Source organism: Roseivirga sp. E12, assembly GCF_017592825.1.
GTDB lineage: Bacteria > Bacteroidota > Bacteroidia > Cytophagales > Cyclobacteriaceae > Roseivirga.
The window spans coordinates 218054-235157 of record NZ_JAGFMD010000006.1 but is presented as its reverse complement, the minus strand read 5'-3'; the positions used below and the strand labels follow the sequence as shown (position 1 = coordinate 235157).

The window sequence follows — 17104 nt, the reverse complement described above, 5'->3', positions numbered from 1 at the left end:
TGACTCAAAGATTAATATACCCTCTATAATTGATTTGCAAGCCGAAGTTTTTTTGAGATTGAAAGTTTGCTTCTTGATAGCTCATCCTCGTACCTAAGCTTGATTTTTTTGAGATCATATACTCAAGAGTCACGTTTATTGCCTTCAATCTAAGCGATGGAGAAATAATTTCTGATTTCGTTCCCTTGTTTTTAAAGTCAACATAATTGATCTGGTATGCCAGCTCTCTATACTCACCACTGACGCCAATATTAACAGCATTGATACTATTCTTTATCCTTGACGAAGAGCTAGACTCTTCATTCAGAATCAAAAACATTGGATTTCCAATAACCTGATTGTGGTATGACCAGCCAGTTCTGTAAACTCCATTATTAAAAAAATTGTCAGGTTCGAATATGGGAGTACCATCATCTGCGACTTTTTGAGCGTTTTGATTGTTGGTTCGAACCACTTCTAGAACCACTTTATTTATTGATTTGCTATTCTTGAACTCTATTGAAGCCCCCATCAGTCCATCACGCCAATTGAAAGGAGTTAGGCCGGATTTGTCTTCCCAAAGAAATTGCCAATAATGTGACACTTTGAAATTTTCGAATTGATATGAACCTCTTAAGTCATAACTGCCGAGATGATTTCCCAGCGCATTTTGTTGATCGGTCGGAAGGGCGTCACTGCCTCCAGAGGAACCAGTGAAAATCTTCAAATAATTTTTAAGCCCGGTCGGTTGAGTACTTTCATTTGCCGAATTACCACCTCCCCACTGCGCATTGTGATTAAGACCACCGATCAATGAGAGTCTCGTTTTTAATAGATCAATTTTAATGTAGAAATACTTCTGATGTAGAAAAGCACCGCTTTGAAATCTGTTTTGCTCAAACTTACCGTGGGCCAAGTAGGCTTGGAAAGAGACGTTATTTTTTAGAAATGGGCTACTTTGCCAACCATTAGTGGAGATAGAGAACTTGGGGATTGGCCTGGCATTATTTCCATAGACCAAGTTTCCAATTGAAAGTGTGCTATCATTCAGTCCAAAGAATTCTTCTTCATACCCTCCCCGAACCCTTAAGAAATTTGATTCTAGATAAAAGTTGGTTTGGACAAACTTACCGTTAACTCTCTCTCGGATATTGACAATGGATTCAATCTCTCCTCCAATCTTGATATTATCCAACAACTGATAATTTGCTTGATAGAACAGAATATGATATTGGGAGTTCGCAGATTTATCATTAAAGCGGTTTGAAGTGTTAGACTTCATCCAAAAAGGCAGCCCGTCTTTAGCGCTTATGAGTATTCCGCTTTCTATTTTTAGACTGCGTTCAACTGTTCTCGTACTGTCATTGACAATTTCTTGACCGTGAAGACTTGAATAAGCAATAATTAATAAAAAAATAAGTCTAATTTTGATCATATACATTAGACTTCACAAACGTCAAAAAGGTTGTAAAGCTACTTAATAAATGAAGAAAAGTTTTTGTGTTCCGTTTTATGGAGCTTTTCTTTAGGTAGTGATTTGAAGTAGTCATATGTTATTTTCAACCCTTCTTTTCTACCAATTTTCGCCTCCCAGCCAAGAATTTCCTTGGCTTTTGCCGTGTTTGGCTGCCTTTGCATTGGGTCGTCTTTCGGCAGATTTTTGAAGATAACTTTTTGTTTGGTACCGGTAAGCTTAATAATTTCTTCAGCAAATTGACGAATGGTTATTTCATCAGGGTTACCAATATTAACTGGATAAGCGTAATCTGACATAAGAAGCCTATATATGCCCTCCACCTGATCATCAACATAACAAAAAGACCTAGTTTGACTACCGTCACCGAAAATTGTCAAGTCTTCTCCTCTAAGTGCTTGGCCTATAAAAGCCGGAAGAACACGACCATCGTTTAGTCTCATTCTAGGGCCATAGGTATTGAAAATACGGACTATTCGAGTTTCCAGCTTATGATAAGTATGATAGGCCATGGTGATAGCTTCCTGAAATCTCTTAGCTTCGTCATAGACACCACGAGGGCCCACAGGGTTGACATTGCCGTAGTACTCTTCAACTTGAGGGTGAACTAATGGGTCACCATACACCTCAGACGTTGATGCGATAAGCATTCGTGCACTTTTTGCTCTTGCGAGGCCTAATAGGTTATGTGTTCCCAGGGACCCTACTTTGAGTGTTTGAATGGGTATCTTCAAGTAGTCTATTGGGCTTGCTGGTGAAGCGAAGTGGAGTATATAATCTAGTTTACCTGAGACATGCACAAAGTCTGAGACATCATGATGATGAAACTCGAATGCTTCCAAGGGCATTAAGTGCGAGATATTATCAAGGTTTCCTGTAATAAGATTATCCATACCGATTACATGGAAATCTTCTTTAATAAACCTGTCACACAAATGTGAGCCTAGGAAACCTGCTGCTCCTGTAATGAGAACTCTTTCCTTCATAATCTCTTAATTTAGACCAATACCGTAGTAAGTGTAACCTAAATCGTTCATTTCGTCTTGGTCATAGACATTCCGACCGTCAAAAATGACCTTGTTCTTGAGTAGTTTGCTGACAACGGTGAAGTTAGGAATTCTAAACTCAGGCCATTCCGTAACCAGTAGCAATGCGTCTGCATCGACAAGTGCCTCATACTCATCTTTGGTATAGGTTATTGAATCCCCTAAATCCCTGTGGGCTTCCTCCATGGCGACAGGATCAAATGCTTTGACTTGAGCCCCAAGAGCGAGTAATTGATTGATGATTACAACGGAAGGTGCTTCTCTCATATCGTCCGTTTTGGGTTTGAAAGAAAGCCCCCATACAGCGAAAGTCATTCCGCTCAAATGATTCCCAAAGTGTTTCTTTACTTTGTTAACCAAAACTGACTTTTGGTCATTATTGACATCTTCAACAGACTTAAGAACTCGCATTTGATAACCATTGTCTTCAGCAGTTTTGATCAATGCTTTGACATCCTTTGGAAAACAAGAGCCTCCATATCCAACCCCTGGGTAAATAAATTTTGTTCCGATTCGGGAATCGCTACCAATACCTTTGCGAACCATATTGACATCCGCACCCATGATTTCGCATAGGTTGGCAATGTCATTCATAAAGCTAATCTTGGTAGCTAACATTGAATTGGCTGCATACTTGGTCATTTCTGCAGAAGGTACATCCATAAAAATTGTTGGATGTCCATTCAGTAGAAAAGGCTTGTAAAGCTTCTCCATAATTTTTTGAGCTCTTTCTGTCTCAACACCGACCACAATTCTATCAGGTTTAAGAAAGTCTTGGATCGCGGCTCCTTCTTTCAAAAACTCTGGATTTGATGCAGCATCAAATGACAGATCTGAATTTCTGTCTTTAAGCGCCTTTGTCACCGTATTTTTTACCTTTTCCGCTGTTCCGACTGGTACTGTGCTCTTGGTGACCACCACTAAGTAATCGTCCATGTGTGCACCAACTTCTTTAGCTACTGCCAGAACATATTTCAAATCAGCACTTCCATCTTCTCCTGGAGGTGTTCCTACCGCTATAAAAACAGCTTCTGAACCTTTTATACTTTCACTCAGACTGGTTGAAAAGTTAAGTCGACCTTTCTCCACATTCTTTAATACCATTGTTTCTAGGCCTGGTTCATATATAGGCATGATGCCTTTTCTCAGCCCCTCGATTTTTTTCTGGTCTATGTCTACACAGGTCACATCTATCCCGACTTCCGAAAAGCACGTTCCAGTGACTAATCCAACATATCCAGTTCCTACTATTGTAATTTTCATCTTTGAATTGTTTGACTCAAATGTATTGTGAAGCTTTACTACTCTCTTTAAATATCGCTCAAAGGTAGTATTGATTCGTTAATTGACAGATGATGCGTGTTAAATACTGGACAACTTTTTTTGCCAGTTCCAAGCATCCCTCATTGCATCATCCAATGTGAATTGTGTCCTCCAATTAAGAAGCTCCACAGATTTGTCCACTTGGGCATAAATTTTCTCTACATCTCCGGGTCGTCTAGGGCCCAATTGATAATTTAACTTTTTACCCGACTGATTTTCGAAAGAACTAATTGCGTCAAGAACCGTGCTCCCTGTTCCGGTGCCAATATTCATGAAATCAAAGTGGTTTGGGTTGTTAATGTTCTCTAGGTACTTTAAGCATTGGACATGAGCATCTGCCAAGTCCATCACATGAATATAGTCTCTTATGCAAGTTCCGTCTTGTGTATTGTAATCTTGACCAAAGACTGTTAACGAGTCTCTCAAGCCGGCAGCGGTTTGCGTGATAAATGGAACTAGATTGTTTGGAATCCCTAGAGGTAACTCACCTATTTCTCCAGATGGATGGGCCCCAATAGGATTAAAATATCGTAGGGCTATTGACCTCAAGAATGCTCCACTTTTCACAGTGTCCTCAATCATTTCCTCACCAATCTGCTTGGTATTTCCATATGGAGAATTAGCTGGCCTTATGGGTGAATCTTCTGTGACAGGTAATGAGTCTGGCTGTCCATAGACAGTACAAGAAGAAGAGAACACCAAGTTCTTGATCTTATTTTCTGTCATTGATTCAAGAAGTGTAATCAAACCAGTGACATTATTCTTGTAATACAACAAAGGATTGTCCACTGATTCTCCAACAGCTTTTTTGGCTGCAAAGTGAATAACACCTTCAATTTGGTTTTCGTGAAATATTTTTTCGAAAAGGGATATGTCTAAAATGTCACCTTCGTAAACTCTGAAGTCTTTGCCAGTTATTTTGTGCAAGCCTTTGAGTACCGATTTGTTCGAATTCGAAAAATCATCGAGAATGATTGCGTTATACCCTTCTTCATGTAGTCTAACAATTACATGCGAACCAATATAACCAGCACCTCCAGTTACCAGAATGTTCTTCATATTATTTCAAAAATAGGAGTATCAACTCATTTAATCGTGAAGTACTGTTATTTTTGTCTTCTCAAAGATTTAGGAATACCCATATGTCCGATAGATTCAAGGAAATAGCTGAGGAGATCAAGGTTTTTAAGGCATCGAATGCTGATGAGCTTGAACAGTTCAGATTAAAGTTTATTAGTAGAAAGAATGTCATAGGAGAGCTTTTTACACAAATGAAGGATGTTCCGAATGAAGAAAAGAAGGTTTTTGGACAATCTGTAAACGAACTAAAGAATCTAGCACAAGAGAAGTTTCAGTCATTAATTGACAGTTTGAGTTCTGGGGGAACTGATTCAGAAGATTACCCTGATCTAACTTTACCCCCTACTGAAGAAGACTTTGGTTCTATTCATCCTTTGACGGCCACAAGGCAACGATTCATCCAGATTTTTGAACGTATTGGTTTTAATGTGTCTTCAGGACCAGAGATAGAGGATGATTGGCATAATTTCACTGCTTTAAACTTCCCAGAGAACCATCCTGCTCGTGAAATGCAAGACACTTTCTTTATAGAAAAGGATCCAGATATCGCCCTTAGAACACATACTTCAAGTGTTCAGATAAGAGTGATGGAAAACGAGAAACCTCCAATTAGAACATTATCTCCGGGACGTGTATTTAGAAATGAAGCGATTTCTGCTAGGGCGCATTGCGTTTTCCACCAAATGGAAGGTTTGTATATAGATAAGAATGTTTCTTTTGCAGATTTAAAGCAAACGCTTTATCATTTTGTAAAGGAGATGTTTACAAAAGACACTCAAATAAGATTCAGACCATCATACTTCCCATTTACTGAACCTAGCGCGGAAATAGATATATCATGCCAGATTTGTCATGGGGATGGTTGTAATATCTGTAAATACACAGGTTGGGTAGAGATAGGAGGTTCAGGTATGGTAGATCCTAATGTTCTGGAGAACTGCGGTATTGACCCGAATGAGTATTCCGGTTTTGCTTTTGGTATGGGTATAGAAAGAATCACAATGTTGAGGTACGGAATAAAAGATCTCAGGCTTTTTACTGAGAATGACGTCCGGTTCCTAAAACAGTTTAATTCGCTTTGATGAAAATTCATGAAATATCTAAGATTGCAGTAATAGGTGCGGGTACCATGGGACAGGGTATTGCCCAAATCTGTGGCTTGGCTGGATATGAAGTGCTTCTTTATGACCTCAAACAAGAAGCTTTGATCAAGGCTGAGTCTATTATCTCAAAGAATTTGGATAAGGGAGTTGATAGAGGTAAGTTGACGAAAGAAGATAAACAAACCACTCTTGAAAGAATAAGTTTTTCGGATGCCGAGAATTCATTGGTAGCTGATTTTATAATTGAAGCAGTCGTTGAGAAGCTTGATGTGAAAAAGTCGCTGTTTCAAAAGTTAGAGCAGATTAATAGCCCGAATGCTATCCTGGCGTCTAATACTTCGTCAATTCCTATTACAAGAATTGCTGCAGGTTTGAAACATCCAGAACGGTTTGTTGGTATGCATTTCTTCAATCCGGCTCATATAATGAAGCTCGTTGAGGTCATATCTGGAGTGGCTACGGACCAAGATGTGGCTGATACTACAGCAGAACTGGCTCGGAAACTGGGTAAAACCCCAGTAATGGCTGCAGATGCTCCCGGTTTTATTGTAAACCGAGTTGCTCGGCATTTTTATGTTGAGGGTTTAAAGGCTCTGGAAGAGGGGGTAAGCGATGTGAATGGGATTGACAGATTAGTTGAATCTTCCGGTTTTAGAATGGGTCCGTTTAGATTGATGGATTTGATTGGTGTAGATACTAACTATTCGGTCACCGAATCTATGTTCAATGCTTTTCATCAAGACGCCAAATTTCGTCCATCACGAATTCAGCAGCAAAAGGTCGATGCCGGCCATCACGGAAGAAAATCTGGAAAAGGTTTTTATACCTATGACTGATTAGAGAAGATCTTCGATCAATTTATCTATTGTAATCCCCTCAGCCTCAGCTTTGAAATTCCGAATGATTCTATGTCTTAGAATAGGTTTGGCAACCGCCTGAACATCTTCAATATCTGGAGAGTACTTACCATTAACAAGGGCATTACACTTAGCTGCGATTACTAAGTTTTGAGAAGCTCTTGGTCCTGCACCCCATTCAATATATTCTTGAGTCGTGGATGGCGCCATTTCGCTTGCTATCCTAGTTTTATGAACCAGCTTAACGGCATATTCAACCACATTATCTGCAATAGGCACTCTTCTTACTAAATGCTGGTAATTCATTACAGCTTCCCCGTCTAGAACATGGCCAACTATATTTTCAACATCTGAAGTTGTATTTTTTACAATATCTACCTCTGACTGGAACGAAGGGTAATCTAATGTGATATTAAAGAGAAACCTGTCAAGCTGAGCTTCAGGGAGTGGATATGTGCCTTCCTGCTCAATTGGATTTTGAGTGGCCAAGACAAAGAATGGCTTGTCCAGATCGAAGTGCTGACCCGCAACAGTCACCGAATATTCTTGCATTGATTCTAGCAGGGCCGCCTGCGTCTTAGGAGGCGTCCGGTTAATCTCATCTGCCAAAACAATGTTGGCGAAGATGGGTCCTTTGATAAATTTAAAGTTTCTGTCTTTGTCTATTGTCTCAGCTCCGAGAATATCTGAAGGCATTAAGTCAGGAGTGAACTGAATTCTTTTGAAGCTTAAGTCCAAGGCTGATGAAATAGTTTGTATCAAGAGTGTTTTGGCAAGACCAGGAACACCCACGAGTAGACTATGCCCTTTACAAAAGATGGAGGTCAAGAGAAGGTTGACTACTTCATCTTGACCAATAATTACTTTTGAAATTTCAGCTTTAAGTCTCTTAAAATCTTCAAAGAATTTGTCGGCTAAAGCGACATCAGATGTGTTTTCACTCATACTTATTGATTCTTGATAATGCCGCAACGGTTAAATACTGGATCGATCTCAAGATAAACTTCTTGCATTTTCTCCTTTATGTATTCTGCACGTTTCAGTGACTTTTTCATTTGGGTAGTAGCGGCCTTTAACTTCTCATAGTCATCCGTCAGGTTTGCTCTATGAGGAGGTAGTTTTTTCTTGTAATAAATGATTCTAGCAACTTTTGCATCAGTTCCTACTTCGATTAACTGAGGCATGGATATATCCCCCTCCTTCATTTTATCAATTTCAAAAAACAACTCAGGTTCTAATGAATTCGCAGGAATTCTAAGTGAACCGAATTGATCAGCATAGAAGCCACCATTTACCTTTGTACTCTCATCGTCTGATACAAGTTGCGCAGCTTGCTCGAAACTTATGCTGTCGGTCAAAATTTTGTTTCTAAGGTCCTCCAGAATGGAAGATGCCTTAGCCAAATCATCTTCGTTTGGTTTTGGAGACATTATAATATGCCTTGTCTGATATTCATTTCCTCTTTTTTCAACTAACTGGATTAAGTGAATACCAAAAGAAGACTCAACTGGCATAGAGATTTCCCCAGGCTTTAGAGACAAAGCGCCTGCTTCATATGCAGGGTCCATTGTTCCTCTAGAAGCAAAACCTAGGTTTCCGCCATCTTTAGCGGAAGGACCTTCAGAATTGAAGGTTGCTAAAATTTCAAAACTCTCTCCATTAAGTGCTCTCTCTCTTATATCAAGAAGTACTTTTTTTACTCTTTCTTTCTCAGCATCACTCACGTCTGGCTCCTTTACGATTACACCTATTTCGTATTCCATTGAATAAAGCGGCAAACTGTCTTGCGGAAAGCGGTTATAGAATTTTCTAACTTCTTTCGGTGTTACAGTGATATCGGCCAGTATGTTATTCTCTTGTTCCTCAATCCTAATTTGCTCTTCTATTGAGGGTCTGAGCTCGTTCATTATTTGATCTAATGACTTGCCATATGCCTGTTGAATTGCCTCTTCAGAGCCAAAGCGCTGAATTATTTGCTGGCCTCTACTTCTGATTTCATAATCTAATCTGGATTCTCCAACTTCTACAGAGTCTATCTCAGACATAATCAGCATCACTTTACTTTCAACGAAGCTTTGGAGTAATACGCATTTTGCATCACCTTGAAAACTTTGGGCCTGAGGACTTGTTAGAAATTGTATGTAGGCAGACTCTAACTCACTCTTTAGAATGATTTTGTCATCAACCTTGGCGATGATCTTATCAACCACCTGTCCTTCCTGAGCGGAAGCAACTGTGGGTATCAAGATGGATAATACCAGAATTGCCTTAATAATATATTTTGTAGTCTTCATTTTCCTTCGCACGTTCATAAATATCATTCTCCAAACCTTTCGCCAACGCCACTTTTCTTTTGTTAAGAATTATGTTTCGAATCTCCTCTTGCACAAACTCTAACGGTGAAGCTTCTTCTGAAATTTTGTATTCCTGAATTTTGAGGAGGTAAAGATAGACAGAATCCACTTCTTCTACATATCTGTTTCTTCGAAGAAATTGGACTTTGTTTGAAACTGTCGATAAGGGTGAGTTCTTGATAATGTCATCAAATTTGATCCATGTTGAATCTTCTAAAGAATAATTGTCTGCAAACTGAAATGCATAAGACTTGAGAGATTCCAGATCTTGAGGCCGACTTGATTTTATCCATCGCCTTATGTCATTCTTCTTTGGAGCATCGTTGGAGATTTTCAAGTAACGCCCTCTAAAGATGTTTTGGCGTAGTGAAAAATTCTCTCGGTTATCTTCGTAATAGCTTCTGATTTCCTCATAGGACACGGCTGTGTCGAGGAGTTGCTGAATCATTTGTTTTTGATACTCATAGGAGAGCAGCGTGTATCGATAGTCTGAGACCTTCTTCTCAATTTCAGATTGATTGACCTTGATACTGCTATTGGCCTCTTTAACAAGAAGCTCTTTTTTTATCCAATTCCTCACATATCGCTCTACTATCAAGGTACTGTCCTCCTTATTTGTTTGTACCGACACTAGATTTGCAATGTCAGACTCAAATAGGAAAGAGCTGCCTACACTAGCCACAAGCTCCTTACTATTGTTGACACTTGACTGGTCTGAGGTACCCAAGTAATCACAAGAAAGAGAACTCAATAGGATGGTTAATATGGATATGTATTTCAGTTTCAATTTTTCACTATCTCCTTTAAAGCACTATCATAAATTTTAATACTGTTCTGAGCCCTTAGTTGTCTTATCCATTGCTGTTCTAAAAAATCTTGGTAACCGGAAAGTACTTGACCTTTGATCTCCTCATATGAAAAGTAACCCGAGGGAATAATTTTATTCAAATAGTAGTATTCTGGTGTGTCAGAATCTTTTGCCCAACTGCCTGATTTTAATTCTGTTGGGTCAAATTTATTCATTTCGGATGCCTTAATAGTTCTTTTTACAATTTTTAACAGCGATTGCTCTTTGTTTGTGAAGATTGACTTGGCCAATTCTTCGATCGATTGAGCTTTTACTTCTGATTTCATAAGTCTTTCGACCAATGAAACTTCTTCACTGCTTATTATCGTTACTTCAAGACGCTTTTCAGCTTTGTATTGATCAAGGTGGTTTTCATAATATACTTTGGACCCGACTGAATCCTCAATCGCTTTATTCCATACTTCTTTTTGCATTATCTCGAATAGCAAAAGACCCTCCTTGTACTCCTGTCTCAAAAAGCCGTATTCAGGATACTTGATGGGTGCAATCGAATCTTCATAGGCTATTATGCTTTTACGTTCAAACTCCAAATAGAGAGATCTGATGATGTTGTTATTGAGTACTATTTTTTGAGAAGGCAGAGTTTTGATGAAGTCACTCAACTGAAATTGTCTTTGCCCGATTCTGAAGATGGTTTCTCTTTTGATGATTTCATTCAGACTTCCTTCACTCAATGCACTTAATTGAGCATTAAGCTGTGTCTTATTCTGCTGAAAATTATTTTCTGTTTTGAGCTTGTTGATTAACTGGTCATTGTTAAGCACATTTCTTCCGGACCGTTTCAACTGTTGTTCAATTGCAGAGCGTTCTTCGGATAAAGGTCCAATAGGCCTTTCGTCATCCAACTTTACAATATGCCAGCCGAACTGAGTTCTTTGAGGTTTGGAAATTCCATTTATCTCCTTAACTCCATATGCTATATCATAAAATTCATCAGGAAGCTGCTTTATTCTAGCCCATGGTAACTGACCTCCATTCATCTTAGTTCTATTGTCATTGGAGTATCTCCGGGTCATGGTGTTCCAATCTGCACCATTTTTTAAAGAGTCATATATAGCCTCTGCTATCCTTTGAGTCGCATCTCGACTACGTCCTTGAGTGCTAAAGAAAATGTGTGAACTTTTCAAGCTACCCCGGGAAGGTCTGACCTGATTGATATATAGTATGTGATATCCAAATTGCGTCTTCACCACTTCGGACACCTGATTTTCTTCCGTATGGTAGGCAGCATTCTCAAAAGGGCCTACCATATCCATGGCACTGAACCATCCCAATTTACCTCCATTTTGAGCAGATCCGTCTTGAGAAAACCTTTTGGCCAACGCTTCAAACTCCTCTTTTGACTTAACAGTTTGGCGAAGACTATCGACAAGTTGGTATGCTCTCAAAGTGTCCGAAGGAGATGCATTGGGAGCCACTTTGATTAACAAATGTGATGCGTCAATCTCTATCTGTTTCCTTCTGTGTATTTCTGAAATGAGCTTTTCCTCTGCTTCGGGGTTGTCCAAGTACGGCTTCCTTATTTGGCTGAGGTAACCGGCTAGCTCTTGCTTGAAACCGGCTGTGGTATCATAGCCTTGTTTCACTGCCGCCTGAACTTTCAGTTTGAAATTGATGTAGTTCTCGAGGTATTTCTTCAAAGAATCAATATGTAGCTTGCCTTGATCATCACGATTTTTCTGGTAACCATAGAGAAGCTCAGAAGAGCTGACTTCGTAATCGTTGATTTGGGCCACAATGATTTGCTCTGACTGGTACGCCAAAACTGTCGAAGAGCACAGCAATCCAATCAGTAAAGTGCAAACACCTTTCATATTAGGTTTTATTTGGTGTATTCCACCTTTTTGTAAAGAGTAAGCGTGTTTTTAGATGGAGAAGACTTGAACTGGATGTCGTCCATGATTTTTTTCACGAGCATAATCCCAATTCCTCCTTTGTTTTTATTTCTCACCAAATCTTCGATGACTGGTTCTTGGTAACTTACAATATCAAAAGCATTGCCTTGATCAATGATTTCGAACCAAACGCCTTCGTTTTTGAAGCTAATTCCGAGCTTTACTTCGCTCATGTCATCTGACGGGTGACCGTGAATAATAATGTTTGCACAAACTTCGTCAACAGCTAGCACCATCATATTGATCTCAATATCAGAGACATCATGATCTTTCAATACGTCAGTTACGAACTTACGCATCAAACGAAGCTTATTTTTGCTACTTGGTATGTCGAAACTATACTTCACGGATTGCTGCTATTGCTGCTTCTTTATTTTCTTTAATAGTCAATAATTGGTCCAATCCGAGAATCCCAAAAACCTTTAAGACCTTTTCGGACAATCCGAATAGGATAAAGTCGATGGATTTTTCGGATATCTCTTCGATGTAAGACATGAAAACTCCAAGCCCTGCAGAAGAAATGTAGTTGAGATTGGTACAGTCAATAAGAATGTGCTGATGGCCTTCCTCCATTGCTTCCTTGATCGCTTTGTCTAAGTGAATGGAAGAACTTGCATCAGCTTCTCCATTTACGACAATGTTCAGGTAATTGTTCTCAGTTTCTTTCTTTATTTCTATCATAGTCTACTCTTTTCTACGGCAATTAATTAAACTTGATCACCAACATTGTGTAATCATCGTCAAGGTCTTTGCCTCCACAAAACTCATACAGTTTACTTATGAATACTTTCTGGATCATCATAGGATCATAATGCGCATTCTGCTGCAGAAGGTTCTTCATTCGGTCATAACCAAACTCATCATGCTCTTCATTGGAAGCTTCAGAAATGCCATCTGTATATAGGACCAGAATATCATCCTTGTCAAAGGACATTTTATTCACTTGAATAAAATTCTTGTAGGTCGAATTTCTGATTATACCCAGGCCTAAACCCTTGTCCTGAAAGTATTTTGTTTCTTTTTTCTTTTTGTCGTAATAAAGTGTTGGGCAGTGCCCTGCACGTGAAAACTCTAGTGTTTTTTCTTCTGTATCGATAATGAAATAGGTCAAAGTAATGAAAGATGTTCTTTCAAGGCACTTGCTCAAAGCAGTGTTAGCATTGATCAAGAACTCCTCGGCAGACAGGTCTAACTGGACTAGACTTTGAAATATTCCTTTCATTTGCGACATATGGAAGGCCGCAGAGGTTCCTTTTCCAGATACATCACCTATTACTATTGCAAATCGGTGTTCGCTTAGTTGAAAAGTATCATAGTAATCACCTCCAACTTCCGCTGCGGCTTCTGTAAATGCATGAATGGAGAAAGAAGAGTTATGATCTAACTCTTTGGGTAAAAGAGCCCTTTGAACACTTTTGGCAATGTTCAACTCTTCTTTGTAGCGTTCATTGAGAAGTGCTTCACCCATTAACCTAAAATTCTCAATAGATACGCTGGCTTGGCTTGCAAAAGTGTTAATGATGCTAATCATCTCCTTATTGAAGCTATCCGATACTTCATTAAGGAGGTACATAAACCCCTTAACTTGGTTTTGAATTGTAAGAGGCACTACAAATACTGATCGATAATTGGACTTTTTCAATCCTACTAAGACCCTATCTGAATCTGTATTGGTAGCCAGAGGATTCTTAATGACAGACCTATTTTTACTGGTCATTATCTGCTCCTTAACCAGATTGATATTCTCACGGCTAATATGCTTCGATAAAATCTTGGCCTCGTCTTGTTCAAGGGTTACCTCTATCCAGCCGGCATCTGCATATACTGCATTCATCGATGAATTAAGCAATACATCAAAGATTTGATCTTCATTTTCACCCTGCTGAATAGACTGACTTAAGCGCTGAAAATTGATTGCCTCCTCCATTTTCTTTTCAAAAACTGATGAGGTTGGTAGGTTGAAAAGGATAACGAGTAGTGAAAAAATGCTGTAAAAGAGTAGAAATGTAAAGACAACAATGATGAACAAATCATCTATAGCGTTGAAGTTTGTAATGGCCTCTTCTGGTGAAATGTATAGGTAGGTGAAAAAGTAGAAGATGTATATGGTAATGAGCACGATGATCAAGACACTCTTCCATTTCTGTTTGAAATTCAGATATGCCACCCATTTGAGATTGGCTGAGAGAATGATGGCCATGATAGCCAGAATCGCAAACAGAATCTCAAAGATTAAGTGCTCCTGTAATGTAAAACCTGTGAGGTTAAAGAATATGGAAGCGAATAGGGCTACCTCAAATACATTCCAATAAACAATGAGCTTTCTTGATTTCTGGTAAAGAATCAACTTTTTCCAAACGGTGAGCGTGGAGATCAGAAATACAGAAATGAGTGCTCTGTTAAGGCTATAAAGGAAAGTATCCAAAAACTCATTCTCTGCCAACATGGTGTCGGCTATAGAGTCATAGAAAAGTCTAATTGATAATGAAATAACAGTTGTTACAAGGCCTGTTGCAAAGACTTTCCAGAGTAAGTCCACGAAGTTGCCGCTTTCGACCGCTCGAATTTTGAACCTGTAGTAGACCAGAATGAATACATAGAACAGGTCTTGTAAGAGTATTGGTAGGTACCTTGATATCTCTAAGTCTAATCCACTTTTAGTTGCCAGGATCTCCAATATCCGAATAGACGTGGCAATGACCCATATAATTATGGCCATTGTGATACTCGCACGTATGTAGAACTTCGGTGTAAACTGGACTTTCAAAGGCATAAACTAATCCGAAACTACAAAATAAGCTATTGGTTGATGCTATGAAACGAAGAGTTTCACAATCTCATTGTCTATGATAGCTTGATTCCAAGCTCTTTTAACTGGTCATTTGCTACTGGTGACGGAGAATCTATCATAACATCTCGCCCTGAAGTGTTTTTTGGAAAGGCGATGTAATCCCTAATAGTTTCAGTTCCACCGAACATTGCGCAGAGCCTATCGAAGCCGAAGGCAATACCTCCATGAGGAGGAGCACCATATTCAAAAGCATCCATTAGGAAGCCGAATTGAGCTTTCGCTTCTTCATCGGTGAAGCCCAAATGCTTGAACATGGTTTTTTGCATCTCGCGATCATGAATTCTTATTGATCCACCCCCGATTTCGACTCCATTGATCACCAAATCATAAGCATTTGCTCTGACTTCGCCTGGTGCAGAGTCAAGTTTTGCTATATCATCGTTTAAAGGAGAGGTGAATGGATGGTGCATCGCGTGATAACGTTCTGTTTCTTCATCCCATTCTAGCAATGGAAAGTCAACTACCCATAGCGGTTGATATTCATCACTTTTTCTAAGCCCAAGTTCAGTGCCCATGTGCAAACGCAATTCATTCATTTGTTTGCGGACCGTATTTGTAGCACCTGATAACACCAGTATTAAATCGCCAGGTTCTGCACCTGATTGCTCGGCCCAAGCTTTAAGATCTTCTTGAGAGTAAAACTTATCAACTGAAGATTTAAAGGAGCCATCGGGGTTACATTTTACATAAACGAGACCTTTTGCACCAATTTGAGGTTTTCTCACAAAATCGGTCAGTGCATCTAATTGTTTTCTGGTATACTCAGCGCATCCTTTGGCACAAATACCCACTACCAGTTCGGCTTGATCGAAAACATTAAAACCTTTGTTTTGTGCTACCTCATTCAAATTGACGAACTCCATAGCAAAACGAATATCTGGTTTGTCGCTGCCATACTTTTCCATGGCTTCCGCATAAGTCATATGTGGAAACTCTCCTAGATCAACATTCATGATGTTTTTGAACAGGTGCTGAGTCATTCCTTCGAATACACCTAGGACGTCATCTCTATCAACGAATGACATTTCACAGTCAATCTGGGTGAATTCCGGTTGTCTATCTGCCCTTAGGTCTTCGTCTCTAAAGCATTTAACAATCTGGAAGTATCGATCGAAGCCAGATACCATCAACAATTGTTTAAAAGTCTGTGGAGACTGAGGTAGTGCATAAAACTCTCCTGGGTTGATTCGTGAAGGCACCACAAAATCTCTAGCTCCCTCTGGTGTTGATTTAATCAATACTGGAGTTTCAACTTCCAAGAAGTCGATTTCTGCCAAATAGTTTCTAACGGCTATTGCCAGTTTACTTCTTAGGGCCAGTTTTTCTCTAACCTCATTTCTTCGAAGGTCGAGGTAGCGATATTTCATTCTTAGATCTTCGCCTCCATCAGTATCATCTTCAATGATGAAAGGAGGCGTTTGCGAGGCATTGAGCACATTGAGTTCTATGGTTTCAATCTCAATTTGACCCGTAGGGATTTTGTCATTCTTGGAATAGCGCTCAACAACTTTTCCCTTAACCTGAATCACAAACTCTCTCCCAAGGTTTCGAGCTTGATCGACAACAGTAGCATCGCTTTTGCCTTCTTCAAAGGTGAGTTGAGTTACTCCATAGCGATCACGCAAATCGATCCACATAAGGCCGCCTTTATCACGTATACGTTGCACCCAACCAGAAAGGGTCACTTCCGTTCCTACATGTTCAATTCTTAACTCTCCGCAAGTATGTGATCTTAGCATCTCTGCACCTTTTAAAAATGAGTGGCAAATTTAGTAATAGTTTTAGCAATTGGGTTTAATATTACAATGAAAACCGAGGGTAAAATGGAGCTCAGTGTCTACAAAGACGAATATTTTATGGAACAAGCCTTGAGGCAGGCAGAACTTGCTTTCGAGGCAGGCGAGGTTCCTGTTGGGGCCGTTGTAGTGGCTGATAAACGAATTATAGCACGTGCTCACAACCAGACGGAGCAATTAACGGATGTAACAGCTCATGCAGAAATGCTGGCCATTACTTCAGCGTTTAATGCTATAGGCTCTAAATATTTAAATGAGTGCACACTTTTTGTAACGCTTGAACCTTGTGTGATGTGTGCGGGTGCTTTGTACTGGGCACAATTGGGTAAGTTGGTTTACGGGGCAAGTGACATGAAGCGGGGATATAGCTTAAATAAGAAAAATCTACTTCATCCAAGAACAGAAATAGCTTCTGGATTGTTAAAAGAAGAAAGTGAAATGCTGATGAAACAGTTTTTTGCTAAGCTTAGATAGAATC

General features: G+C 39.5%; 15 protein-coding genes. 3 read left to right on the top strand and 12 right to left on the bottom strand.

The window, feature by feature from the left end; genetic code table 11:
• Window positions 1-4: 4 nt before the first annotated feature.
• From J4E76_RS14740 to galE, 4 genes are all read right to left on the bottom strand, one after another.
• On the bottom strand, window positions 5-1414 hold the full coding sequence (locus J4E76_RS14740) for a capsule assembly Wzi family protein (RefSeq protein WP_208505444.1): 1410 nt from the start codon (window positions 1412-1414) through the stop codon (window positions 5-7).
• 38 nt (window positions 1415-1452) lie between these two features.
• Window positions 1453-2439, bottom strand: coding sequence for a UDP-glucuronic acid decarboxylase family protein (locus J4E76_RS14735; protein WP_208505443.1), 987 nt, complete (start codon window positions 2437-2439; stop codon window positions 1453-1455).
• Between the two features lie 6 nt (window positions 2440-2445).
• Window positions 2446-3762 carry a UDP-glucose/GDP-mannose dehydrogenase family protein gene (locus tag J4E76_RS14730; RefSeq protein WP_208505441.1) on the bottom strand — a complete coding sequence of 439 codons (1317 nt, stop codon included), beginning with the start codon at window positions 3760-3762 and terminating at the stop codon, window positions 2446-2448.
• Window positions 3763-3861: 99 nt separating this feature from the next.
• Window positions 3862-4881, bottom strand: a complete 1020-nt coding sequence (galE, locus tag J4E76_RS14725) for a UDP-glucose 4-epimerase GalE (protein ID WP_208505439.1) — start codon at window positions 4879-4881, stop codon at window positions 3862-3864.
• An 83-nt stretch (window positions 4882-4964) separates the two neighbouring features.
• Between galE and pheS the strand changes: the two genes are divergently transcribed.
• Both pheS and J4E76_RS14715 read left to right on the top strand, forming a co-directional pair.
• Complete coding sequence (gene pheS, locus J4E76_RS14720; RefSeq protein WP_208505437.1) at window positions 4965-5984, top strand: phenylalanine--tRNA ligase subunit alpha; 1020 nt, start codon at window positions 4965-4967, stop codon at window positions 5982-5984.
• The gene (locus tag J4E76_RS14715; RefSeq protein ID WP_208505435.1) at window positions 5984-6841 is read left to right on the top strand and encodes a 3-hydroxyacyl-CoA dehydrogenase NAD-binding domain-containing protein; all 858 of its coding nucleotides are present in this window, start codon (window positions 5984-5986) and stop codon (window positions 6839-6841) included. The genes pheS and J4E76_RS14715 overlap by 1 nt, the downstream gene beginning before the upstream one ends.
• Here the strand turns inward: J4E76_RS14715 and J4E76_RS14710 are convergent, their stop codons facing one another.
• The 8 genes from J4E76_RS14710 to aspS all read right to left on the bottom strand — a co-directional run bounded on the left by J4E76_RS14710 (window position 6842) and on the right by aspS (window position 16569).
• Complete coding sequence (locus J4E76_RS14710) at window positions 6842-7807, bottom strand: MoxR family ATPase (protein WP_208505433.1); 966 nt, start codon at window positions 7805-7807, stop codon at window positions 6842-6844.
• A gap of 2 nt (window positions 7808-7809) precedes the next feature.
• On the bottom strand, window positions 7810-9156 hold the full coding sequence (locus tag J4E76_RS14705) for a peptidylprolyl isomerase (RefSeq protein WP_208505431.1): 1347 nt from the start codon (window positions 9154-9156) through the stop codon (window positions 7810-7812).
• The gene (locus J4E76_RS14700; RefSeq protein ID WP_208505429.1) at window positions 9131-10003 is read right to left on the bottom strand and encodes a peptidyl-prolyl cis-trans isomerase; all 873 of its coding nucleotides are present in this window, start codon (window positions 10001-10003) and stop codon (window positions 9131-9133) included. The genes J4E76_RS14705 and J4E76_RS14700 overlap by 26 nt, the downstream gene beginning before the upstream one ends.
• Window positions 10000-11898 (bottom strand): peptidylprolyl isomerase, encoded by a 1899-nt coding sequence (locus J4E76_RS14695; protein WP_208505427.1) that lies wholly within the window; start codon window positions 11896-11898, stop codon window positions 10000-10002. The genes J4E76_RS14700 and J4E76_RS14695 overlap by 4 nt, the downstream gene beginning before the upstream one ends.
• A gap of 8 nt (window positions 11899-11906) precedes the next feature.
• On the bottom strand, window positions 11907-12326 hold the full coding sequence (locus tag J4E76_RS14690) for an ATP-binding protein (protein WP_370592811.1): 420 nt from the start codon (window positions 12324-12326) through the stop codon (window positions 11907-11909).
• Window positions 12316-12660: an STAS domain-containing protein gene (locus J4E76_RS14685; protein ID WP_208505423.1), complete on the bottom strand. Its 345-nt coding sequence runs from the start codon at window positions 12658-12660 to the stop codon at window positions 12316-12318. The genes J4E76_RS14690 and J4E76_RS14685 overlap by 11 nt, the downstream gene beginning before the upstream one ends.
• A gap of 22 nt (window positions 12661-12682) precedes the next feature.
• A complete protein-coding gene (locus J4E76_RS14680; RefSeq protein ID WP_208505421.1) occupies window positions 12683-14752 on the bottom strand; it encodes a GAF domain-containing SpoIIE family protein phosphatase in 2070 nt (689 codons plus the stop codon).
• Window positions 14753-14823: 71 nt separating this feature from the next.
• Window positions 14824-16569 carry an aspartate--tRNA ligase gene (gene aspS / locus J4E76_RS14675; protein ID WP_208505419.1) on the bottom strand — a complete coding sequence of 582 codons (1746 nt, stop codon included), beginning with the start codon at window positions 16567-16569 and terminating at the stop codon, window positions 14824-14826.
• Between the two features lie 66 nt (window positions 16570-16635).
• Between aspS and J4E76_RS14670 the strand changes: the two genes are divergently transcribed.
• Window positions 16636-17100, top strand: a complete 465-nt coding sequence (locus J4E76_RS14670; protein ID WP_236017480.1) for a nucleoside deaminase — start codon at window positions 16636-16638, stop codon at window positions 17098-17100.
• Window positions 17101-17104 lie beyond the last annotated feature (4 nt).